General features: G+C 61.0%; 15 protein-coding genes. 11 read left to right on the plus strand and 4 right to left on the minus strand.

Going from position 1 to position 22,985, the window contains the following annotated elements; all coding sequences use genetic code 11:
* Window positions 1–470: 470 nt before the first annotated feature.
* Window positions 471–1,454, minus strand: coding sequence for a TAXI family TRAP transporter solute-binding subunit (locus QQF40_RS07180; RefSeq protein WP_253064046.1), 984 nt, complete (start codon window positions 1,452–1,454; stop codon window positions 471–473).
* A gap of 524 nt (window positions 1,455–1,978) precedes the next feature.
* Entirely contained in the window at window positions 1,979–3,367 is a 1,389-nt protein-coding gene (gorA, locus tag QQF40_RS07185) for a glutathione-disulfide reductase (RefSeq protein WP_285460843.1), read from the minus strand.
* Between the two features lie 384 nt (window positions 3,368–3,751).
* Here gorA and can point away from each other — a divergent pair, with 384 nt between their 5' ends.
* The 10 genes from can (at window position 3,752) to QQF40_RS07235 (ending at window position 17,286) form a co-directional block, all read left to right on the plus strand.
* Window positions 3,752–4,405: a carbonate dehydratase gene (can, locus tag QQF40_RS07190; RefSeq protein WP_043334249.1), complete on the plus strand. Its 654-nt coding sequence runs from the start codon at window positions 3,752–3,754 to the stop codon at window positions 4,403–4,405.
* 1,051 nt (window positions 4,406–5,456) lie between these two features.
* Window positions 5,457–7,052, plus strand: coding sequence for an ABC transporter substrate-binding protein (locus QQF40_RS07195; protein ID WP_285460844.1), 1,596 nt, complete (start codon window positions 5,457–5,459; stop codon window positions 7,050–7,052).
* 377 nt (window positions 7,053–7,429) lie between these two features.
* Entirely contained in the window at window positions 7,430–8,476 is a 1,047-nt protein-coding gene (locus QQF40_RS07200) for an ABC transporter permease (RefSeq protein ID WP_175088773.1), read from the plus strand.
* Window positions 8,473–9,456: an ABC transporter permease gene (locus QQF40_RS07205; RefSeq protein WP_285460845.1), complete on the plus strand. Its 984-nt coding sequence runs from the start codon at window positions 8,473–8,475 to the stop codon at window positions 9,454–9,456. Before QQF40_RS07200 ends, QQF40_RS07205 begins: the two co-directional genes overlap by 4 nt.
* A 20-nt stretch (window positions 9,457–9,476) precedes the next feature.
* A complete protein-coding gene (locus QQF40_RS07210) occupies window positions 9,477–10,529 on the plus strand; it encodes an ABC transporter ATP-binding protein (protein WP_285460846.1) in 1,053 nt (350 codons plus the stop codon).
* Window positions 10,526–11,608, plus strand: coding sequence for an ABC transporter ATP-binding protein (locus tag QQF40_RS07215; RefSeq protein ID WP_175088770.1), 1,083 nt, complete (start codon window positions 10,526–10,528; stop codon window positions 11,606–11,608). Before QQF40_RS07210 ends, QQF40_RS07215 begins: the two co-directional genes overlap by 4 nt.
* A gap of 351 nt (window positions 11,609–11,959) precedes the next feature.
* On the plus strand, window positions 11,960–12,871 hold the full coding sequence (locus QQF40_RS07220; protein WP_285460847.1) for a LysR family transcriptional regulator: 912 nt from the start codon (window positions 11,960–11,962) through the stop codon (window positions 12,869–12,871).
* A 138-nt stretch (window positions 12,872–13,009) separates the two neighbouring features.
* Window positions 13,010–14,374 (plus strand): Xaa-Pro dipeptidase, encoded by a 1,365-nt coding sequence (gene pepQ, locus QQF40_RS07225; RefSeq protein WP_285460848.1) that lies wholly within the window; start codon window positions 13,010–13,012, stop codon window positions 14,372–14,374.
* A 326-nt stretch (window positions 14,375–14,700) separates the two neighbouring features.
* Window positions 14,701–15,759 carry a hydrolase gene (locus QQF40_RS07230; RefSeq protein ID WP_285460849.1) on the plus strand — a complete coding sequence of 353 codons (1,059 nt, stop codon included), beginning with the start codon at window positions 14,701–14,703 and terminating at the stop codon, window positions 15,757–15,759.
* Window positions 15,760–16,116: 357 nt separating this feature from the next.
* Window positions 16,117–17,286: a dicarboxylate/amino acid:cation symporter gene (locus tag QQF40_RS07235; RefSeq protein ID WP_285460850.1), complete on the plus strand. Its 1,170-nt coding sequence runs from the start codon at window positions 16,117–16,119 to the stop codon at window positions 17,284–17,286.
* A gap of 161 nt (window positions 17,287–17,447) precedes the next feature.
* Here QQF40_RS07235 and msrA read toward each other — a convergent pair whose 3' ends face one another.
* Complete coding sequence (msrA, locus tag QQF40_RS07240) at window positions 17,448–18,086, minus strand: peptide-methionine (S)-S-oxide reductase MsrA (protein ID WP_175088765.1); 639 nt, start codon at window positions 18,084–18,086, stop codon at window positions 17,448–17,450.
* Between the two features lie 49 nt (window positions 18,087–18,135).
* On the opposite strand from msrA, the gene QQF40_RS07245 reads away from it, so the two are divergent.
* Complete coding sequence (locus QQF40_RS07245) at window positions 18,136–18,612, plus strand: YchJ family protein (protein ID WP_285460851.1); 477 nt, start codon at window positions 18,136–18,138, stop codon at window positions 18,610–18,612.
* A 138-nt stretch (window positions 18,613–18,750) separates the two neighbouring features.
* Here QQF40_RS07245 and tamB read toward each other — a convergent pair whose 3' ends face one another.
* Window positions 18,751–22,899, minus strand: a complete 4,149-nt coding sequence (gene tamB / locus QQF40_RS07250) for an autotransporter assembly complex protein TamB (protein WP_285460852.1) — start codon at window positions 22,897–22,899, stop codon at window positions 18,751–18,753.
* Window positions 22,900–22,985 lie beyond the last annotated feature (86 nt).

The following is a 22,985-nucleotide window of genomic DNA, read 5'->3' on the forward strand; positions in this document are numbered from 1 at the left end:
TGACAGGTCACCTTCCTTCTCGACCAGAAGGCCCTGCTCAACCACATGCTTATCAAGCTGGTTACGTCTTCAGTATGTCCGGCCTGACAGATGTTTCCATTGATTCACCCGATCAGGGCGCAAATTATCTGAACGATTTCCTGAACGGGCAGCGAGCTAGGCTCGTGACGAGCGTGAGACCTTGCCTGGTCACGCTTGTCCATGCTGCGGCTGCCGTCACGCCACTTGCCACTCGCAGGCAAGTCCTGGCGGCGCGCTGACGGCGGGTGTCTCTGCTGCGCTATCCCTGCCCAGCCTTTTCCTGCTTGGCCCTTTCCTGCTCGGCCTAAGTGGCCGGCCGGGAATGCAGACTTTCCACAAGCGCGGAGACCGCAACGAGTGCGGTCTCCGGGAATTCCCTGTGCTCGGGTCCTTGAGCGCAGGGTGAGCGTTGATGCACGGCGCCTCGCAGGCGAGGCGCGCAGGGCATATCACTCGCTCAGCAGGCCAGCTTCCTTGTAGTACTGCTTGGCGCCATCATGCAGCGGCGCCGTCAGGGAAGCATTGACCATCTCTTCCTTCTTCAGGACCTGGAACGCCGGGTGCAGGCGCTGGAACTGATCGAAGTTGTCGAACACGGCCTTGACCACTTCGTAGGCGACGCGGTCTTCGACTTCGGTACTGGAGACGATGGTGGCGCGGACACCGAAGGTGGTCACGTCGTCATCGTTGCCGCGGTACATGCCACCCGGGATGGTCGCGACGGAGAAGTAAGGCTTCTCTTCGACCAGCTTGGTGACGGCGTCGCCGGTGACATTGACGATGTTCGCATCACAGGTAGTGGTCGCTTCCTTGATGGAACCGGACGGGTGACCCACGACGTAGACGTAACCGTCGATCTTGTTGTCACACAGTGCGGAAGACATCTCGGAGGCCTTGAGCTCGGAGGCCACGGAATACACGCTGGTGTCCTTGCCCTGCGAGGACAGCAGAGTGTCGATGGTCGAGCGCTGACCGGAACCCGGGTTGCCGATGTTCATGCGCTTGCCTTCCAGCTGGTCGAACTCGGTCACGCCGCTGTCCTTGCGAGCAACGACAGTGAACGGTTCCGGGTGCAGGGAGAACAATGAACGCAGGTCCTTGTTAGGGCCGAAGTCTTCGAAGTCGCCCTTGCCTTCATAGGCATTGTAATGCGCGTCAGACTGGGCAACGCCCATGTCCAACTCGCCGGTACGGATGCTGTTCAGGTTGTAGCCGGAACCGCCCGTGGACTCGACGCTGCAACGAATGCCGTGTTCGGCCTTGCCACGGTTGACCAAGCGGCAGATTGCACCACCAGCCGGATAGTAAACGCCTGTTACACCGCCGGTGCCGATGGTTACGAAGGTCTGCTCGGCGGCGCTGGCGCCTCCGGAGATCCCCATCAGGCCAAGACCTGCGGTCGCGACCGCCGCTGTCAGCGACTTCTTGATCATGGTCATGTTGAAACTCCCTTTGCTGGCTTGTTATTGGTCTTGCCGTCGTGCACCTCGATCCCGGCCAGCCCCTTGCTTTTATCGCGAGTGAAACAAGCCGATTTTCAGGCTTATCCACTGCCACATGGCTGATATTTCAGTAATTTGAGGTGCATAACGCTGCACTGAGACTAGCATAGCTGAAGTGCGCGAGTACCAGCTTGTCATGCTTTATGCTACGAAAGATGTAGGTGTTTGCAGTGAACTGCGCAGGCATCGACTTGTCTCTCGCCACACGAGGGTTGCCGCTTCTTCATTGCGTGCAACTTTCCGCGCGACTTCAGGTGGTGGCTGTTGCCGACTGTGTAACCTGCACCGTTACTCAGTAACCATGTCTCCCCTCTCGCCGTGAATTTGCGTCAGAGATCAGGCAGAAGACGCATACAAGAACGCCCCACGGCAAGGCCGTGAGGCGTTCTGTTTTTACGACGTTCAGTCTTTTCAAGGCTCAGTCTTTTCGACGAGCTGTCTTGGCGACTGGCTTGTCAGGTGCGCGTGACACTGCGCATGGTGACGAACTCTTCCGCTGCCGTCGGGTGAATGCCCACGGTCAGGTCGAAGTCGGCCTTGGTCAGGCCGGCACGCACGGCGATGCCGATGCCCTGCATGATCTCACCGGCTTCATCACCGACCATGTGTACGCCGACGACCTTGTCGCTGGCATCATCGACGATCAGCTTCATCAGGCTGCGCTCATCGCTGCCGGACAGAGTGTGCTTGAGCGGACGGAAATCGGCGGTGTAGACGCGAATGCTGTCGAACTTCTCACGCGCGGCTTCCTCGCTGAGGCCGACGGTACCGATGTTCGGATGACAGAATACCGCTGTCGCGATGCTGTCATAGTCCAGGCCACCCACGACGCCGTCGCCGAAGTGCGCACGCACCAGGTGCATGGCTTCCTCAAGCGCCACCGGCGTCAGTTCCGGGCCACCGATGATGTCACCCAGCGCGAGGATGGACGGGGTGGTGGTCTCGAAGCGTTCGTTGACGCGCACGGTGCCATCGACATTCAGCGCCACATCGACATTCTCGAGCCCCAGGCCTTCGATGTTCGGCTTGCGCCCGGTGGCGGCGAGGATGCAATCCACTTCCAGCACCTGGCCATCGCTGAGACGCACGCTGTAGACGTCGCCCTGCTTGTCGATGGACTCGACCGTGGTGTTGAAGTGCAGATTGACGCCCTTCTTGGCCATCTCGTCACGCGTGAACTCGCGTACTTCGTTGTCAAAGCCGCGCAGGAACAGGTCGCCGCGATAGCTCAGGTGCGTCTCGGCACCCAGGCCATTGAAGATGCTGGCGAACTCGACGGCGATATAGCCACCACCGATGACGAAGAAGCGCTTGGGGAAGCTTTCCAGATCGAAGATGCGGTTGGAATCCAGCGCATGTTCACGACCCGGGAAGTCCGGCAGGAACGGCCAGCCACCGGTGGCGACCAGAATCTTGGCCGCGGTGTGGCGCTCGCCATTGACGACGACGGTGTTGGCATCGGCGATGGTGGCACGGCCTTCGATCAGCGTGGCGCCGGAATTGTTGAGCAGATTGCGATAGATGCCGTTCAGACGAGAGATCTCGGCGGTCTTGCGATCGCGCAGGGTCGCCCAGTCAAAGCGCGGGGCGTCGCCCAGATCCCAACCGAAGCCGGCGCTGTCCTTGAAGGAATCATGGTAGTGGGCAGCGTAGGAGTAGAGCTTCTTGGGCACGCAACCGACATTGACACAGGTACCGCCGAGGTAGCGGTCTTCTGCCACGGCAACGCGGGCGCCGGTCGCGGCGGCGGTCCGGGCAGCGCGAACGCCGCCGGAGCCGGCACCAATGACGAACAGGTCGAAGTCAAACTGGCCTGTCGCAGGCTGATGGGTCTGATCGGTCACGGGAATCTCCTTGATGAATTGGCCACATGGTATCAGGACTCGCGCGGCCTCGGGAGTCCCGAGTCGCTGGGCGCGGTTACCTGCGTATCGGTCTTCAGGTTGACCCTGTGGCCTCTGACACGGTAAATATGTCCCACAAGCATGTTAGACAAAAGTTACAACGTGCTGGCACAGGGGCTAGCACCGTCATTGGCGAAGCGCTTCGCGGGCGCGTAACATTGTCGCTCGTGACATCAGCGCTCTGACGCCTGGCCTGACGCTGCCGCGACTAGCTGTCTCGAGGGCCTGAGCCCAGAATGTCTGTGCCCGAGAGGCATCACGACCAACGCCTCTGTGTGAGAACTATCCCCTGCCCCCGTCATTTGAAAAAGTGGTCTCCCTGCCATGAGCAATATCGAAAAGCTGCTTGAGCAAAACAAGGTCTGGGCTGAATCCATGACCGAGCGCGACCCTGAGTTCTTCAAGCGCCTCTCGGACCAGCAGAATCCTGACTTTCTGTGGATCGGCTGCTCGGATTCCCGCGTACCGGCCAACCAGATCATCGACCTGCCGCCCGGCGAAGTCTTCGTTCATCGCAATGTCGCCAACCTGATCCACTACAACGACATGAACGCGTTGTCGGTGATCCAGTACGCCGTCGATGTCCTGAAGGTCGAGCACATCATGATCGTCGGCCATTACGGTTGTGGTGGCGTGCGTGCCTCGATCACCGGCGGTGACAATGGCATGGTCGACTACTGGCTTCACACCCTGCGTGAGCTCTACAACCTGCACTATGACGAGCTCAAGGACTTGCCGCTGGATGAGCAGGTCGACCGCATGTGCGAACTCAATGTCCGTTCTCAGGTGCAGAACCTGGCCAGAACCAAGATCCTGCAGCGTGCCTGGGAGCGCGGTCAGAAGCTGGAAGTGCACGGCTGGGTCTACGGCCTTTCCGATGGTCGAGTGAACAACCTCGATTGCACCATCAGCAATCTGTCACAGGTGCCGCAGCTGTATCGCGTGGACCGCATCGAACCTTTGCCCCAGCAGGACTGAGCAGGCCAACCTGACCTGATCCAGCTGCCGATGCCGCAAGGTGCCGGTAGCATCGTCATCAGTGCCTCCAACGCGCCTCCCATCCGGGAGGCGCGTCGCGTTTCAGGCCTCCCTCTTGTCAGGAGGGGCCCTCAGCCGCCTTACCTCAAATGCTCCTCCCCTTGCCAGTGCTTGGTCGCGAGTGCTCGTCAGCAGCGACTGCCCTGGCGCCTATCCACCTGACCTCCAATGTGCTGACTTGCAATGTTCTGATCACCCTATGACTTGGCGTCTATTGATTGGGGTCAGGGCTCGCGATCATCTGCGCTGGGAAGTCTTTCACGTACTTTCAGCGCACCGTTTGTGAATTTTACAGCGCAGTATCGACCTCGCAGGCCTTCGTGGAGGGCCTCAGAGGCGCAACTTTGGTCGCAGAACGACATGCGCACCAATCAAGTGCAGAAGCTGCACTCATTGAGAAATCACTGCGTACCCTGGCGGCTTTTCTGCCGTTGATGGTGGTTGTGTATCGCCAGGTGGCGTGAAGCCTGGTTGGCGGTATTCAGCGTACGCAATGTCTCTCAACCAGGCGCTGTAGGCTGACGGAACTGACACACATCACGGCCACACCATCTTCGAAAGACTTTTCAGCCCTTGGTTATCGCACCCGGATCAAGTGACTGATTCTATTGTGATTTAATTGTCTTGAGGTCTTGCAGAATGAACGAGGCAGGCCAGTGTCACGGTGGCTTTCCTTGCACGTGGCAGTACTGCATCGCTCCGTATAGCCCTAGCAGACAGCGCGCGCAGCTCACGGCGTTATCGAGGTGAAAAATGGCAACGCCGTGTGACATCCGGGGTGTCGCTTCGTCAATCGCGCACCCTGCACCAGCCTGGATGACGTTGCGTGGTCAGGAAAAGGCTATTCACCACCTGCATCCGGCTACTCAACATTTCGATTGTCCCGCGACCAAATGACTCCCTACTGTTAGAACGCATCCTTCGTGTCTGCTTCAACAGCCGCGCAGGATCGCCACAACAACAAACAAACTACACAAGCAAAGGGATGCTCATGACCCGTCAGAATGCCCTCCAGTCTTTCTTGCCCAAGAAGACCCTGTGTGCGCTGATCGGCAGCGCGACATTGGCCATGGCGGCTCCGGCAATGGCCGAAGACGTCACCCTGCGCATGGCCTACGACGCTGACCCCGTGACCCTCGATATCCACGAACAGCTCTCCGGCGGCACCCTGCAGCTGTCGCACATGGTCTACGACCCGCTGATTCGCTGGAACAAGGATCTCGGCTTCGATGGCCGCCTGGCCAAGAGCTGGGAGCGTGTCGATGACAACACCATGCGCTTCCACCTGCGCGAAGGCGTCAAGTTCCACTCCGGCAATGACTTCTCCGCCAAGGATGTGGTCTGGACCATCGAGCGCCTCAAGAAGAGTGCCGACTTCAAGGCCATCTTCGCGCCGTTCACCGACGTCAAGGCAGTTGATGACTACACCGTGGATCTGGTGACCGACAAGCCGTTCCCGCTGGTGCTGAATGCCGCCACCTACATCTTCCCGATGGACAGTGAGTTCTATTCCGGTGAGACCGAAGACGGCAAGGCCAAGGATGAGATCGCCAAGGCGGCCAACACTTTCGCCTCACGCAACGAGTCCGGCACTGGCCCCTACAAGGTCGCGGACCGTCAGCAGGGCGTGAAGATCAGTTTCGAGCGCTTCGAGGATTACTGGGATACCGAATCCCCGGGTAATGTCGATGACATCGTGCTGACGCCGATCAAGGAAAACGCCACGCGTGTCGCGGCGCTGCTCTCCGGCGACATGGACTTCATCGCGCCGGTACCGCCGACCGACCTGGAACGCATTCGCAAGCAGGACGGCGTGCACCTGGTCGAGATGGGCGGCACCCGCATCATCACCTTCCAGATGAACCAGGATCGTGTCGAAGCCTTCAAGGACAAGCGCGTCCGTCAGGCCGTCAACTACGCCATCAATCAGGAAGGCATCGCCCAGAAGCTGATGAAAGGCTTCGCGACCCCCGCCGCCCAGATGTCACCGGATGGCTATCAGGGCCACAACCCCGAGCTGACGCCGCGCTATGACGTGGCCAAGGCCAAGGAGTTGATGAAGGAAGCCGGCTACGAGGATGGCTTCGAGATCAGCATGATGGCGCCCAACAACCGCTATGTGAACGATGCCAAGATCGCCCAGGCCGTCGCCTCGATGCTGGCCAAGATCAACATCACGGTGGACCTGAAGACCCTGCCCAAGGCCCAGTATTGGCCGGAATATGATGCGCGTGCCGCCGACATGATGATGATCGGTTGGCACTCGGACACCGAAGACAGTGCCAACTTCTTCGAATTCCTGACCTTCTGCCCGGATGCCGACAGCGGTGTCGGTCAGTACAACTCCGGCAACTACTGCAACCCGGACGTCGACAAGATGGTCACCGAGGCCAACCTGGAGACCGACACCGAGAAGCGCGCCAAGATGCTGCAGGCCGCCGAGAAAGCCGTCTACGACGATGCTGGTTTCGTGCCGCTGCACTGGCAGAACCTGGCCTGGGGCGCGCGTGATGGCGTCAACATCGAGCCGGTCCTCAACGTGATGAACTTCCCGTATCTGGGGGATCTGGTCATCGACCAGGAGTGATCCCGCCGCGTGAGTGAGGGACAGGCAAGATGGATGGGATGTGGAAGGCGGCTATGAAGGACTGATTCCGTGCTCTCAGCTCATCCACTCCCCATCGATTCCTCACTCACCCCTCGCGTCAGGCAAGGCAGGCAGCCAGAGACAGTCAACCAGTGAAACACTGGTATCGAGTTCTCTGGTTGCCCTTCAGGCCTGAACGCGACGACTTCCCCCCGCCTGTTGTTTTCCTCACTATCGCCTATCGGTGATGGGTTGGGGAGCCTGTGCCCGATGACAGGCCAGCGACGGGCGGGATACCTGACACCCAGCGTGATCGGTCAGCATGGCCAGGGCCGACACGCGCGAGACCGTGATGTTCACGAGGAAGGTGGCGATCCATGATTGCCTTTCTGATCAAACGCCTGATGCACGCCGTACTGGTCATGTTCGTGATCAGCATCATCAGCTTCGCCATCCAGGACAACCTGGGTGATCCGCTGCGCGAGATGACCGGCCAGGCCGTGTCGGAAGCCCAGCGTGAAGTCATGCGCGATGAAATGGGCCTCAACGACCCCTTCATCACCCAATATCTGCGTTTTGCCGGCAATGCCCTGCAAGGGGACCTCGGCACCTCGTATTTCTACAAGCAGCCGGCGACCGAGGTGATTCTCAAGCACCTGCCCGCCACGCTGGAACTGGTGATGGCCTCGAGCCTGATCATCATCCTGCTGTCTGCCCCCATCGGGGTGTTCGCAGCGATCCGTCCACGAAACTGGCTGTCCCGCCTGTTCATGGGCACCTCGATCATCGGTATCTCGGTGCCGGTCTTCCTGACCGCCATCGTGTTGATCCAGCTGTTCGCGATCGGCGTGACGGTGGACTGGTTCCCCAGCGACACCACCTGGGGCAGTGTCCTGAACGGCATGCTGTCCACCGATGGCGGCATGCCCTCCTACGGACGTGGTGAGCTGGTACACGTCGCGGGCACCTGGTCGAGCGGCTTCTTCACCGCCGATGGCCTCTGGCACCTGGTGCTGCCGGCCATCTCGCTGGCCTCGATCATGCTGCCGCTGTTCATCCGCCTGATTCGTGCCGAGATGATGGAAGTGCTGCAGTCGGACTACATCAAGTTCGCGCGCGCCAAGGGCATCGGTCTCAAGCGTATCTACTTCTTGCACGCACTGAAGAACACCATGTTGCCGGTGATCACCGTCGGCGGCGTGCAGATCGGCACCATGGTGGCCTACACCATCCTGACCGAGACCGTCTTCCAGTGGCCGGGGATGGGCCTGATGTTCCTCGAGGCCATCACCCGCTCCGACATCCCGCTGATCGTGGCCTATCTGATGATGGTCGGCGTGATCTTCGTTATCACCAACACCCTCGTCGATCTGATCTACGGACTGGTCAACCCCACCGTCAAGCTTGCGGGGAAACCGGCATGAGCCAATTCAATACCCAATCGAGCAACGCGCCCGTCACCCCGAAGACCAGTTCCATCGTGGTCCCCGGCCGTTGGCAGCGTTTCCGCGAGTCCTATCTGGTATACAGCTTCAAGCGTGACTGGATGGCCCAGGCCTGTCTGCTGGTGTTCATCGCCATGGTGATCGGGGCCTTCCTCGCGCCGTGGATCGCTCCGGCTGATCCCTATGACCTGGCCAGTATCGACATCATGAACTCGGAGCTGCCGCCGGCGTGGATGGCGGGCGGTGATCCGGCCTTCCTGCTGGGTACCGATGCCCAGGGACGAGATCTGCTCTCCACCATTCTCTACGGCACGCGCGTGTCGCTGTTGATCGGCTTCGGCGCGGTCATCCTGCAGGCGCTGCTCGGCGTGACCTTCGGGCTGCTGGCGGGCTATCTGGGCGGGCGTATCGATGCCTTCCTGATGCGCATGGCCGATATCCAGCTATCGTTCTCGACCCTGATGGTGGCCATCGTGGTGGGCGCCATCATCAAGGCGACCTTCGGTGGCGCTGCCTTCTCGAACTACGCGCTGATCCTGTTGATCCTGATCATCGGGCTGGCGGAATGGCCGCAGTATGCGCGTACCGTCCGTGCCTCGGTGCTGGCGGAGAAAAACAAGGAATACGTCGATGCCGCGCGGGTGATGGGTTTCCGCTCTCGTCGCATCATGTTCCGTCACATCCTGCCCAACACCCTGTCGCCCATCTTCGTCATCTCCACCGTGCAGATCGCCAACGCGATCATCTCGGAGGCGGCGCTGTCCTTCCTCGGTCTCGGCATGCCGGAGACCCAGCCGTCGCTGGGGTCACTGATCAAATCCGGCTTCGACTACCTGCAGTCAGGCAGCTGGTGGATCACGCTGATCCCCGGTGGCGTGCTGATCGTGCTGGTCCTGGTCATCAACCTGCTGGGCGACTGGCTGCGTGATGTCATGAACCCGCGTCTCTACAAGGGCTGAAGCCGAGAGGAGTCAAGACAATGGCACTACTTGAAGTCAACAACCTCGACGTCCGCTTCGCCATGCGAGGCGGTGAGGTGCGCGCCCTGCGCGACGTCAGTTTCACCCTGGAACGCGGTGAGCGGCTGGGGATCGTCGGTGAGTCGGGGGCCGGCAAGTCGGTCGCGGCCTTCACCATCCTGAATCTGATCGCCAAGCCCGGCTACATCGCCGGCGGCGAAATCAAGTTCGATGGTGAAGTGCTCAACACCCTCAAGCCCAAGGCGATGCAGTCGATTCGCGGCAACCGCATCTCGATGATCTTCCAGGACCCGATGATGACGCTCAACCCGGTGTTGACCATCGGCGAGCAGATGATCGAGTGTCTGAAGGCGCACCGTCGCATCTCCCGCAAGGATGCGCGCGCCATCGCCCTGCACAAGCTCAATCAGGTCTTCATTCCCTCACCGGAGAAGCGCCTGGATCAGTATCCCCATGAGCTGTCCGGCGGCATGCGACAGCGCATCATAATCGCCATCGCGCTGCTGCTGGACCCGGACATCATCGTCGCCGATGAACCGACCACCGCACTGGATGTGACCATCCAGGCCGAGATCATGGAGCTGTTGCTGCTGCTGTGCGAGAAGCACAACGTCGGGCTGATCCTGATCACCCACGATCTGGGCGTGGTCAGCCAGGTCACCCAGCGCACCCTGGTGATGTATGCCGGGCGCGTCATCGAACAGGGGCCGACCCGCGAGATCATCAATGATGCTCAGCATCCCTACACCCAGGGGCTGATCAACGCCCTGCCCCAGATGGCCACTCCGGGCAGCCGTCTGAACCAGATTCGTGGCTCGATGCCGACCCTGACCAAGATTCCGGCCGGCTGCGCCTTCAATCCGCGCTGTGACTTTGCGGCGAATATCTGCCTCGAGAAGGTGCCGGCCTTTGCCAACTCCGGCAACTGCAAGGTGGCCTGCCATATGGTCGATGCCATGGTGGCCGGCGAGCGCTGGACCCCGATAATCTCAGATGCCAACGGCAATGGCACCACACCCACTGACAGCCACCGCACGGAGGTGAACGCATGAGCGCGGCAATTCTGAAGGACGCTCAGTCCTCCTCCCAGGCTTCCACCACCCGTGTGGATAGCGCCGAGCTTGGCGAAACCCTGGTGGAAATCCGTGATCTCGAGAAGCGCTTCTCGTTGTCCGGTGACTTTCTCGAGCAGCTGACCTTCGAGAAGGGACGCCTGCGTCGCAAGCAGGAATATGTGCACGCCATCAATGGCGTCACGCTGGATGTCAAGCGTGGTGAGGCACTGTGCGTGGTCGGGGAATCCGGCTGTGGCAAGTCGACGGTCGCACGTACCGTGATGGGGCTTCTCAAGCCCAGCGGTGGAGAGATACGTTTTGACGGTACCCGCATCGATGACATGGCCCCGCGGGACCTGCTGCCCTACCGTCGTCGTATGCAGATGATCTTCCAGAATCCCTATGCGTCGCTGAATCCGCGTATGACCATTCAGCAGACCCTGGAGGAGCCGCTGCGCTTCCATCAGCCGACGCTCAAGGATGGCGAGGTGCGCGACAAGATCGAGGAGGTGATGCGCTCGGTGGGCATCGACCCGGACTGGGGCAAGCGCTTCGCCCACGAATTCTCCGGTGGCCAGCGTCAACGTATCTCCATTGCCCGCGCGCTGGCGGTGGACCCGGAATTCATCGTCGCCGATGAGCCGATCTCGGCGCTGGACGTGTCGATCCAGGCCCAGGTGCTCAACCTGATGATGGAGGCGCAGGAGCAACGCAACCTGACGTATCTGTTCATCACCCACGACCTGGCCGTGGTCGAGCACTTCGGCACCCGCGTCGCGGTGATGTATCTGGGCACGCTGTGCGAGCTGGCGGACACCCGTTCACTGTTCGCCCGACCGCGTCACCCCTACACCCAGGCATTGATGTCGGCGATTCCGCGGCTACACGATGACAAGCCCAATCACATTCGCCTCGAGGGTGAGGTGCCGACGCCGGTCAATCTGCCTTCGGGCTGCGTCTTCCATGGCCGTTGTCCGCATGCCAATCAGCGCTGCCGCACCGAGATTCCGCGTCTGATCGCCACGGACACTGGTCAGGTCGCCTGCCACGCCGTGGAAGAAGGCCGCATCGATTGATGTGATGGCAGTGACGAAAGTGATGACGGCGATGTGATGGGCGCCATCGATCATTGCGTTTCCGGCCCCAAGCAAGGAAAGACCGCGCAAGGTTGCCATTGTCATCGGCAACCTTGCGTCTTGCCCTCATTGACGATTGCATCTCGCGTTTTGTGTGGGCAAGATTTCGCACATCCGCTACTGACCAACAGGTCAATTGGCGCCATTGCCCACGATGATAGAAGAAGATTCAGCGTGGCACCGGGCCCCGATGACGCATCCCCAAGATACTCTGGTGTGACACATCCGAAGAGATGTGCACCCGACCTCCTGACATGGCCTGTTCCCAGGCCGACGAGGCACTCCGATTACATGGAAATTCGCTGGCTCGAAGATTTCATCGTTCTGGCTCAGACCCGACATTTCTCGCGGGCAGCCGATGCACAGAATGTCTCTCAGCCCACCTTTTCCCGCCGCATCAAGTTGCTGGAAGAGGAGATGGGCACCACCTTGATCAATCGTCAGACCCTGCCGCTGTCGCTCACTCCCGCCGGAGACGAATTTCTCCAGCTATGCGAGCAGATCACCGAGCGCGTTCGCATCACACGCGAACGCCTGCAGGACATGGCCCAGCAGCAAGCCAGCAAGATATCGCTGGGGGCGCCGCAGTCTCTGGTGTCACACTTCCTGCCTGATTGGCTCGATCAGCTTCAGCTGCGTGAACAGGTGCTGCCCTATCTGCGTGCCACCGGCTGGCTGGCGGCCGACTATTTCCACGGGCTGGATCGCGGCGAATGTGACCTGGCGCTGTGCTATTGGCCCCAGGCTCGGGTAGACCTGGGTTTTGAGCTGGACAGTTACCAATACCTGGTGGTCGGCGAGGAAACCTTCATCCCGCTGTGCGCGCCCGGCGCGGATGGCAATCCGCGTCATCAGTTGCCGGGCACGCGGCGCAATCCGCTGCCGTTCATCAGCCCGCACCCGCGTGCCGTCGTCGCCACCTCGCTGATGGCGCATCTCGCTCAGGTCCCGATTCAGGCACATCTGGTCACCATGAACGAGAATATCCAGGCGGCCAACATCAAGGCGTTGGTGTTGCAGGGCTATGGCATCGGGTGGTTGCCGCAGCGGCTGGCCGCAGAGGAAATCGCCAGCGGCAAGCTGGTGCGTGCCGGTGACCCGCGCTGGGATCTTGGCCTGCATATCCGCCTGTATCGCCCGCGCGTGCCGCGCCACGACAGTGTCAGTGAACTCTGGCACCAGCTGGAAGCCCATTTCTCGTGAGTCATCCGGGCAGGAGGGTCGACGGCGACGGCTCAGCGGCACTCTTCTCTCTCCTTCATCCCCTCATTCTCCACCACACCACGCCATTGACGCTCACTTCTCCATGTCAGGCGTGACGACCGTTTGCAAGGAAACATGATGTCCGACAGCCAGCTCAACGACCCGACCATCACCCACGCCGCGGCACACCGCGCCCATCTGGCGGCGCTGCAAACAGGCTACGAAGTCGCCATGCAGCAGCACGATCTGGACGCCATCGTGCTGCACAGTGGCAAGCCGAAGCGGCATTTCGCCGATGATCAGGATGCCAGCTTCAAGTCACATGCTCATTTTCTGCATTGGGTGCCGATGGCGGGTCTCAGCGATAGCTGGCTGGTGATTCGTCCGGGCGAGCGTCCGACGCTTTACCTCTATGCCCCCGATGACTTCTGGCATCTGTCACCCAGCCTGCCGACGTCAGACACTGCGCCCTGGGCCGAGCAGTTCGAGATCGTCCATCTGCGCAAGCCGACACTGCCACAGCGTCCCGAGGGCCGCGTGGCGCTGCTGGGCGAGATCGCCGAGCTTAACCCGCTGGTGGTCAGCGAACTTGAGGCACTGCCCAACCCGGTCGGCCTGGTGCGCCAGCTCGACGAGGGGCGCGTCTGCAAGAGCGAATTCGAGATCGCCTGTCTTAAAGAAGCCAGCCTGCGCGCCGCGCGTGGCCATCTGGCTGCCCGACGTACCTTCATGGAAGGCGGTGCGGAGCTCGATATCCAGTTGGCCTATCTTGGCGCGTCTCGCCAACGGGAATCGGATGTGCCCTACGGCAATATCGTGGGTCTCAATGCGCATGCCGCGGTTCTGCATTACCAGCATTATGGTTTGCAGGCTCCCGCCGCCCGTCACAGCCTGCTGGTGGATGCCGGCGCCAGCGTGCACGGCTATGCCTCTGACATCACGCGCAGCTGGGCGGGCGACGATGCCTTGCCGCTCTATCGCGCCCTGATCGAGGGTGTGGAGGCGCTGCAGAAGCGTCTGATCGCAAGGCTCGCACCCGGTGTGGACTACGTCGATCTGCACCTCGAGATGCATCGCGAGCTGGGTGAGCTGCTGCGGGAGCTGGGCGTGGTGTCCCTGCCCGCCGAAGATCAGGTTGCACAAGGGATCACGGCAGCCTTCTGTCCGCATGGTCTCGGGCACCTCCTGGGGCTGCAGGTCCATGATGTGGCAGGTCGCATTCCTGATCACACCACCGGCGACATCCGTCATCCCCCGCAAGGTCACCCGATGCTGCGCCTGACGCGTGTGCTGGAGGCCGGCATGGCCATCACCATTGAACCGGGTTGCTACATCATCCCCATGTTGCTGGAGCCGCTGCGCCACGATGCACGCGGTGAGCATATCGACTGGAAGCTGGTCGAGGCTTTGGCACCGCATGGTGGTGTGCGTATCGAGGACAATCTGGTCATCACCGCAGACGGTGCCCTCAATCTGACACGCAGCCCGGCGACAGGTCTGTAATCAGGCCTGTCACGACGCCGTCGGCCCCCTCGCTGTGACTTGTGGTCACGCGTCTGCCTCACGCCGCCATAGGCCCTGTGCCGATGGCGGCTTTTTTGTCGCGTATCCCGGTGCAGCGTATTCGAGCGCCAGGGCGAGTTAGCGCCCTTGGCGTCGATGCGTATGCTGCACTGCGACTAGCGATTGGCGTCGCCAAGTGAAATGATGCCAACGACACCCGTGTAGAAATTCCTGTCAGATCTTGCTGCAGGCCATCGCCATCAAGGGCATGCCCATCATCCGATCACCAACGTCATCGCCCTGGCCTGCCACTGGAGCTACCTCACATGCCGCACTCCATCTTCACGTCAGAGTTTCGCCCTGCCCTTGGCCTGCGCAATCGCCATGTCCAGACCTTGTTGCCCCGCCTTCTGCCCCGCGCGCCCCTGAGTCGTCGCACCGAGATTCTCAATCTTCCCGATGGTGACTTCGTCGAGCTCGCCTGGGTCATCAGTGACGGTCATGAAAAGCGTGAGCGTACGACGGCCCTGAGTGACGATGCGCCCCTGTTCGTGCTGTTTCATGGCCTTGAGGGTGACTTGAGCTCGCCCTACGCCCGTGAGCTGCTCAATGCAGCCGCTCGAATGGGCTGGCGACCGGTGATGATGCATTTCCGTGGCTGTGGGCAATCCCCCAACCGCCTGCCGCGCGCCTATCACAGCGGGGATACCGCTGACGCCTATTGGGTGCTCGGCGAGCTCGGGCGACGCTATCCGCACGCCATCAAGGTCGCCTGTGGCGTATCGCTGGGCGCCAACATGCTGCTCAAGCTGGTGGCTGAGCAAGGCGGTGATGGTCTGGACCTGGCTGGCGCGATCGCCATCAGCGCCCCACTGGACCTGGCGGCCAGCGCGGATGTGCTCAATCAGGGCTTCTCGCGCCTTTACCAGCGCCATCTGCTCAAGGGTTTGAAGGCCAAGGTGGCAGCGAAGCTTGCCAATGGCCCGCTACCCATCTCGATCGGAGCGCATCAGCTGACCCAGCTCAACAGTTTCTGGGCCTATGACAACGAAGTCACCGCCCCTCTGCATGGCTTCACCTCGGCGAGTGATTACTACACGCGCTCCTCGGCGGGCCGTCTGCTGAGCGAGATAGAACTGCCGACGCTGATACTGCAATCGCTGGATGACCCCTTCATGCCACGCGATCTGTTCGCACGCTTCCACCAACCCTCCGAGGCCGTGCGCATCGAGCTCAGTGAGCGCGGTGGGCATGTGGGCTTTGTCGAGTGGCGTCGTGGTCGACTGAGCTCCTGGCTTGCTCGCCGTGTCAGTCAGCAGCTGGAGGCCTGGAGCGGGCTACCCAAGCCGCAAGCACAGGCCGAGGTGCAGAGCGAAGCGCACTGAGCTATCTGTACTGAGCTATCTGTACTGAGCTATCTGCATTGAACTGGTGGGGTTGACCGCTACTCAGGCACCAATACGCATTCCCCTCCCTGGTTGTCTTGTCCTTGGGACATTTCTTGCCTCTTTTGGCTTCTTCCACCCTTGCTCGCCTTCCCACCCTCAAATCCGGTGGGAAGTCCTGAGTCTGAGCCCTGGTTACCACCGTATGCGTTGTTGGGATGAATTAATTTAGAGTATTGAAAATGATAACGGTATACATAATGTATGGTGTGAAGGGTGACACGGATCACTGTCACGATTCAGTGAGAATGGTAGACTGCGCGCCCATCCTATGTTCAAGACTCTACTGGCCTGATAATGAACCTGATTTTTCGCCTGGTGCTCGGCATCGTGGCTGGCATACTGCTGGGACAATGGGCTCCCGAATCCCTGGTTCGCGCCTTGCTGACCTTCAAGGTGCTGTTTGGTGAATTGCTGGAATATGCCATTCCGCTGATCATCCTGTTCTTCATCATGAGCGGGATCGCACGCCTCGAGCGCTCCTCGGGCCGTCTGCTGACCATGACCATCGTGTTGTCCTATGCCTCGACGACGCTGGCAGGGCTGTTGGCAGGTATCGTCGGGCTGGAGGTCGTGCCGCATATCGTGCAACAGGACCAGCTGCCGGTCAGTCATGCCGTCAAGCACTTGAGCCCCTACTTCACGCTGGATATTCCACCACTGACCGATATCAGCACCGCGCTGGTGACGGCCTTCCTGTTCGGTATCGGCATTTCCGCCACCGAGCATGACGGCATGCGTCAGCTGGCCGACGGTGGACGTGACATCGTCGAGCGCTTCATCGCCAAGGCGTTGATTCCTGCCCTGCCGTTCTATATCGCCGGCCTGTTCTGCGAAATGACGATCGCGGGCACGGTCGCCAATACCCTCAAGAGCTTCGGCATGATCCTGCTGCTGGCGCTGACCTTGCATTGGCTGTGGCTGAGCTTGCTCTACGTCACTAGTGGCACCAGCACCGGTCGCTCGCCCATGAAGGCGCTGGCCCACATGCTGCCCGCCTACTTCACCGCCGCCGGTACCATGTCTTCCGCGGCCACGATTCCGGTTACCGTGCGCCAGATGCACCTCAATCACATCTCCCCTTCCGTGGCGAGCTTTGCGGTGCCGTTGCTGGCCACCATCCACATGTGCGGCAGTGCCATCACGCTGACCGTATGCGCCATTGGCGTGATGCTGGTCACTCCCTCCCTGGCAACGCCCGAGCTCACCACCCTGCTGCCTTTCATCGCCGCACTGGGGGTGACCATCATTGCCGCGCCCGGCTCGCCCGGTGGGGCCGCGATGACCTCGGTGGGCGTATTGCAGAGCCTGCTGGGCTTCGACGCCGCCGCCGTCGGCTTGATGATGGCGCTGTATCTGGCGCAGGACAGCTTCGGTACGGCGTGCAATGTCACCGGCGATGGCGCCCTGGTGCAGTGGATCGATCGCTTTGCGGAAGCCGAGCAGGACCGACAGCGTTACCGCTGACACTGTGCCTCGCTGCTCATGACCGACAGCATTTCCTGACAAAAACCGTTTCTGACCGAAAGCTGCTCCAGACAGAAAAAAGCCTCATGGCGACCATGAGGCTTTCGTGTCTCTCAGCGGCAATCTGTCACCAACAGTCTCATGACAGCATGCCCTGCCTGTCAGCCGATGGGACAGCTGATTCCCGTGCCTTTCAGGCCGCAGTAGCCGCCCGGATTCTTGGCCAGATACTGCTGGTGATATTCCTCGGCGTAGTAGAACTCGCGCAACGGTGCGACCTCTGTGGTGATGCGGCCGAGACCGGACTGATCCAACGCCTGCTGGTAGTCGGCCATGCTCTTCTCGACGATGGCGCGCTGGTCTTCGCGGGTGTAATAGATCGCGCTGCGGTACTGATTGCCGATGTCATTGCCCTGACGCATGCCCTGTGTCGGATCATGGGCCTCGAAGCTGGCCCGCAGGATCTCCGGCAGCCCGATCACCGTCGGATCAAAGATCACACGCACGACCTCGGTGTGGCCTGTCTTGCCGGTGCAGGTCTCTTCATAGGTTGGATTCGGTGTATGGCCACCGGCATAACCGACCGCCGTCACCTTGACGCCCGGCAGCTGCCAGAAGAGGCGCTCGGCTCCCCAGAAGCAGCCCAGTCCCAGCACGATCTCCTCACACTCACTGTCGAAGGGCGGTACAATCGAGCGGCCATTGACGTGATGAACGCCGCTGATGCGTACCGCTTCACTGCGCCCTGGCAAGCTGTCCTGCGCTGAAGGAATGGTCTGCTTATCTTCCGTTATCCACATGGCGGACTCTCTCCTGTGTCGCGTCGTGCAATCGTGTATAGGTTCAATGATGTCATCTCTGCCCCCCAAGATCTGCCCCTGCCAGCCCAATAGTACTGAGGCGCGACGCTACGTCGATTGCTGTCAGCCGATTCATGCTGACATCACCCTCGCCGAACGCCCCGAGCAATTGATGCGTGCCCGCTACAGTGCCTTCTGCCTGTCGCTCAGCGATTTCCTGATCGACAGCTGGGACCCGGCCCATTGCCCGGCACGCGCCGATCTCGAAGGTGCTGGCCCGCAGTGGCTGGCATTGGAGATTCTGGACAGCGGACAAGACGCCGATACCGGCATGGTACGCTTTCATGCCACCTTCTTCGAGCAGGGAAAGTTTCAACAATTGCAGGAACTTAGCCGCTTTCATCACGATGGCCATCACTGGCGTTATGTCGACGGTGATGCCGAGTGGCAGACACTGACGCCAGGGCGCAACAGCCTGTGTCCCTGTGGCAGCGGCAAGAAGATCAAGCGTTGCTGTACTGCGTGACCGTCAGCGTCGGGCACTGCCGGTCACGATCTCTCGAGCACCTTCTGCAACAAGTTCTCCGCCCTCACCATAACGAGACAGCCCCCACCGAACCTGTCGATGGGGGCTGAATCTGCGGCAATCAATTGGCCTGATGTGTCATCTGTCCTTGCCGACTCTGGGCGCCAGCTCGCTGCGACCCAGCGAGAAGCTATAGAGCAGATCCACGGCCTGCGCCGTGCCGGACACCGCTTCGGCATACAGATTGCGGAACAGCTTGTAGCGCAGTGTCAGCTCCGCGATCGGCGAGAACAGCCCGACGCCGTAACTGAGCTTCAGGTCCGGAGCGATATAGCCGCTGACCACCACCTGGCTGTCATCCCCGCTGCCGGAGCTGTCCAGACTCAGATCACGCACGCCGAAGGTTTCTCCGATCTGCCCGACCACCTGGCCGCTTTGCGCCAGTGACATGCCGATCAAGGCGGACGTGACCGCACTATCACTGCTGGTGTCGCTGTCCAGACCTTCACCGCGCAGCAGATAACTCAGTGCCGAGGATTCATCCATCGACGGGTCCGAGAAGATCTCGACGCTGGGCGACGAGGCAAGCCCGGTCACACGCACCCCTGCGGTCACGTCGTCCTCCGTGTTGTCAGGATCACGGATCGCCTCGATATTCAGACGCGGGCTCGAGGGCGGCCCGGCCAGCAAGACCTGTCCCTTGCTGATTTGCAGGTCCTGCCCGAAGCTCTTGTAGGTTCCGTCGACCAGATTGACCTCACCGAAGACCTGCACGCCACCCTTGGACTGGCGCACATCAAGATCACCTCTGAGCTTGGTCTTGAGCCCCATCGCCTCCAGACGCGCATCCGGCCCAATATGGATGCCGATGCGCACGTCCAGCGCCATGCCGGCCTCATTGAGCGCCTTGGCGGTATCGCTGCCATCGGCCAGTTCGGCTGGGTTGGAGGTGTCCTGATCACTGGAACGCTCGATGATGATGGTGTCACTGGAAGGTGACACGGCAGATGGCGGCACCTGGTCCACTTCGATGCGTGTCCACGGCACATTGACGTCACCCCGCAGCTTGAGCAGCGTGGGGCTGGCATTGATCGCAAGGTCCGGCGCGACGCGCATACGCCCGATTCCGGCGATATGCAGTTCGAGCGGATTCTTCGCGCCGTCAAGGTTCAATGACGCCGTCCAGTCCTCAAGCGTCGGCCACGCCGCCTCGCCATCGATGCCCCAGCGCGCATTATTGCCCACCAGATAGCCATCGATATCGGCACTGTTGCCATCGAAGTCGACGGTGAACTGGGCATCCGACAGCGACACCGGCAGCCCGTCGCCCTGCACCTTGACGCCGGTAAGCGCAATTGGCCCGGTCAACGACGGCAGGTTCAGGTTGCCGCCGACCTCGACGTCACCCGCCAGCTTGCCTTCCAGCTGAGTCATGCCTGCCACCAGCGGACGATAAGGCGAGAGGTCGATGTCGCGGATGGCCAACGAGCCATCCAGCTGACCTGCGCCTGCCGGGTCGAGGACCGACACGGTGAGACCGATGCCGCCGGCGCTGTCGAGGCGAATCTGGGTATCGAGATCGGCCTTGTCGGGCGTGGCCTCAAGCGCCAGTTGCAGGGTGGTCTCGGGCAATGACCAGGCATTGCCGTCGGCGTCTTCGCCGGCCAGCGTCAATTTGCCCGCCAGCTCGGCATCAGCATTCCAGCGTTGGCCACCCTGCTTCCAGCTTGCCGTGATCTTGCCGCCCGTGGCACCGCCGATGGACCAGCTCTCCGGCGTGGCGCTCTGGGCCATGTCCAGGGGAATCCCCTCGAGAGTCACCACGGCCTGACCGTCATTGCCCGCGCTCAATGGCTCGGCGACACAGATCTGGCCGCCCTGTTCACGACTCAGGCAGAACGGCTGCACCAGCACGCTGCCCTTGGCGAGATTGGCATCGAAGCTCGCCGGCGTGTCGAAGTTGAAGTCCCCGAAATCGGTATTCGCCGTCAGCGGAGACAGCCCACCGCGGTAATGCTCACGCGCCTTGTCGAGCCCACCCTTGAGGGTCAGCCCCAGACGAGAAAGCGGCATCTCACCGGCCATCTCGGTATCGAACTGCAGGGTGTGATCGCTCAGGAAGCCTCCCAGCGTCAGCGCGACGGTCGCGATCTGCTGTCCGCCAGCTCTGACATCATCGGCATTCAGGGCGATATCCAGTGCCGGGTCATCGATTCCTCGCTTGCGAGCATCGACCTCGGCCGACAGCGCCATGTCGGAGATACGGTTCTCCCCGATCTGCAGGCGTCGTGCGGTGAAGTTGCTGGCCAGCTGAGGCTTCTCGAGAGTGCCCGAGGCATCGATCTTGCCCTTGAGCTCGCCCGCGATATCCGGCATCAGGGTCGAGAGCGCCGGGAAATCGATGTTGGCCGCCAGGGTGATGGTCTTGGCAATCTTGCCATTGGCGCTCAGCCGGTTCTGCCCCTGGCGCAGCTCAAGCGCGTCGACGTTCCACTGCATGTCGGCATTGCCTGCAAGCTTGCCGGTCAGCGTGAGCGGACGCTCGAGCAAGGTGCCATGGATATCCAGCTTGCTGACATCGATGGCCCACGGGCCTTGCTGAGGCTGATTGAAGCTGGCCACGAGATTGCCGCTAAGCTCACCACGCACGGCTTTCTGTCCGCCCCCGGTCGGGGCTGGCAGCAAGTCTTCGGGATGCAGCTTGTCGAGAGCCAGCTCGGCGGCGACCTCGATCCCTTCCTGCCAATGAATCTCGCCACGGGTGGTCGCGGTGCCACGCTTGAGCGCGATCTTGAGCGGCTGCCAGCGGTAATGCTCGAGATCGCCGTCGCCAGCCAATGACAAGGTGGCCCGCGGAATGTCACGCCCCTCGATAATGGCGTCTAGTGTGGTCGTATACCCCGACAATGAGCCCTTGGCGACCAGCGCCAGATTCTCGACGCTATAGTCAGGCGTGAAGGAGGCAGCGCCAGCGGAGGCAGTCTTGTTCTTTCCAGCGTTGGCTTGCGTCGCTGTCTGAGCGCCTTTCTGCGCATCCGCGGAGGTGTCATCAGAGACAGCAGCAAAGGGCCAGGTGATCCGCTCGGAGCTCAAGCGTGCCTCGAAGGGCAGATCACTGTCCAGTACATCCGCGCTGGCCACAAGCTCAGCGGCCAGCGGACCGTCGGCCTTGAGGGAAGCCTCAAGATCCGCCAGCGAGCCTTCCAGAGACAGGCGCAGCTTTTCATTACGCACGGGGTCGATCAGGGTCTCGGCATTGAGCGTGGCGCTCAGGGGATACTCGTCCTTCAAGGTGACTTGCGCAACGAGATCGGCATTCACATCACGCGAGTCGACCTCGAGACGTGAGAGCGTGATGTCATGCCCTTCCGCCTTGAGCGCCAGCGCCAGGCGGCTGACCTCATACGGGCTTGGCCCCTCGAGCGCAAAGTCTTCAATGGCAAGATCGGGAACCTCGATGGTCAGCGGAATATAGACTTCCGGCAAGGCGATGCGCCCGGCCTGTGTTGTCTGATCCGTGGTTTCAGCTGCAGTCTTGCCAGACACTTCTGCAGCCTCATCCGTGATGGCCTTGGCGGCGCTCTCGGCTTGAGACGTCACGTCCTGAGCGTTGATCACTGCACTCGCCGCTTGCTGAGCCTCAGGCGTAATGCTCATACCCTCGAGACTGACGGAATCTGACGCCGTTTGAGCCGCGGCGGCATCGGCCGGAATGAAACGACTGGTGATCAGGCGTGTCTCGCCCAGCGTCAGCGTACTCACTGACAGCGTGGCCGAGGTATGGAAATGATCGAAGGTGACGCGACTGCCATCCGCCAGCGCCAGGGCGAAGTCATCAATGGCGACCTTGTGCACCTCGATGGGAATCGGCACCACGATGGGCACGTTGAGACTCTCACCGCTCTCCGCTTCCGGTTCAGTGCTGGCTCCATTATCGCTCAGGGTGATCGCGAGACCACTGGACTCCAGCGACTCGAGACACAGCTTGCCCTTGAGCAGGCAGTCCTCGCCCCAGGCCAACGACAGAGAGTCGGCATTGACGGTCAGCCCCGGCAGGTCCAGCGAGACGTCCTTGAGTGACAGCGCTTCCAGCGGTGAGCCGGAGGCCTGGGAGTAATCGATGAAGCCACGTGAGCGCGCCTGATCGAGCACCAGCCCGGTGCCCCACGGAGACAGCACGCCCCCGACCAGCAGCATCGTCAGCCCGATCAGGAACACGAGCAGCCATATCAGCAACCGGATGACCAGGCCGCCCCGACGTACATAGGGATTAGACAATTCCAACATCTCCATATCTTTTTTATCAGCTCACCCGCTCAGCTGATGGTCCTTTGCTGGCGCTTGATCCGCACGACACTCGCTCAAGAGACGCG

The organism is Cobetia sp. LC6, from assembly GCF_030264805.1.
Lineage (GTDB): Bacteria > Pseudomonadota > Gammaproteobacteria > Pseudomonadales > Halomonadaceae > Cobetia.

Bases quoted from the DNA above. Each gene is read 5' to 3' on its own strand.
- QQF40_RS07200 (WP_175088773.1), top strand. From the start codon at position 7,430: ATGATTGCCTTTCTGATCAAACGCCTGATGCACGCCGTACTGGTCATG.
- pepQ (WP_285460848.1), top strand. From the start codon at position 13,010: ATGTCCGACAGCCAGCTCAACGACCCGACCATCACCCACGCCGCGGCA.
- QQF40_RS07210 (WP_285460846.1), top strand. From the start codon at position 9,477: ATGGCACTACTTGAAGTCAACAACCTCGACGTCCGCTTCGCCATGCGA.
- msrA (WP_175088765.1), bottom strand. From the start codon at position 18,086: ATGTGGATAACGGAAGATAAGCAGACCATTCCTTCAGCGCAGGACAGC.
- QQF40_RS07220 (WP_285460847.1), top strand. From the start codon at position 11,960: ATGGAAATTCGCTGGCTCGAAGATTTCATCGTTCTGGCTCAGACCCGA.
- tamB (WP_285460852.1), bottom strand. From the start codon at position 22,899: ATGTTGGAATTGTCTAATCCCTATGTACGTCGGGGCGGCCTGGTCATC.
- can (WP_043334249.1), top strand. From the start codon at position 3,752: ATGAGCAATATCGAAAAGCTGCTTGAGCAAAACAAGGTCTGGGCTGAA.
- QQF40_RS07245 (WP_285460851.1), top strand. From the start codon at position 18,136: ATGTCATCTCTGCCCCCCAAGATCTGCCCCTGCCAGCCCAATAGTACT.
- QQF40_RS07205 (WP_285460845.1), top strand. From the start codon at position 8,473: ATGAGCCAATTCAATACCCAATCGAGCAACGCGCCCGTCACCCCGAAG.
- QQF40_RS07230 (WP_285460849.1), top strand. From the start codon at position 14,701: ATGCCGCACTCCATCTTCACGTCAGAGTTTCGCCCTGCCCTTGGCCTG.
- QQF40_RS07215 (WP_175088770.1), top strand. From the start codon at position 10,526: ATGAGCGCGGCAATTCTGAAGGACGCTCAGTCCTCCTCCCAGGCTTCC.
- QQF40_RS07195 (WP_285460844.1), top strand. From the start codon at position 5,457: ATGACCCGTCAGAATGCCCTCCAGTCTTTCTTGCCCAAGAAGACCCTG.
- QQF40_RS07180 (WP_253064046.1), bottom strand. From the start codon at position 1,454: ATGATCAAGAAGTCGCTGACAGCGGCGGTCGCGACCGCAGGTCTTGGC.
- QQF40_RS07235 (WP_285460850.1), top strand. From the start codon at position 16,117: ATGAACCTGATTTTTCGCCTGGTGCTCGGCATCGTGGCTGGCATACTG.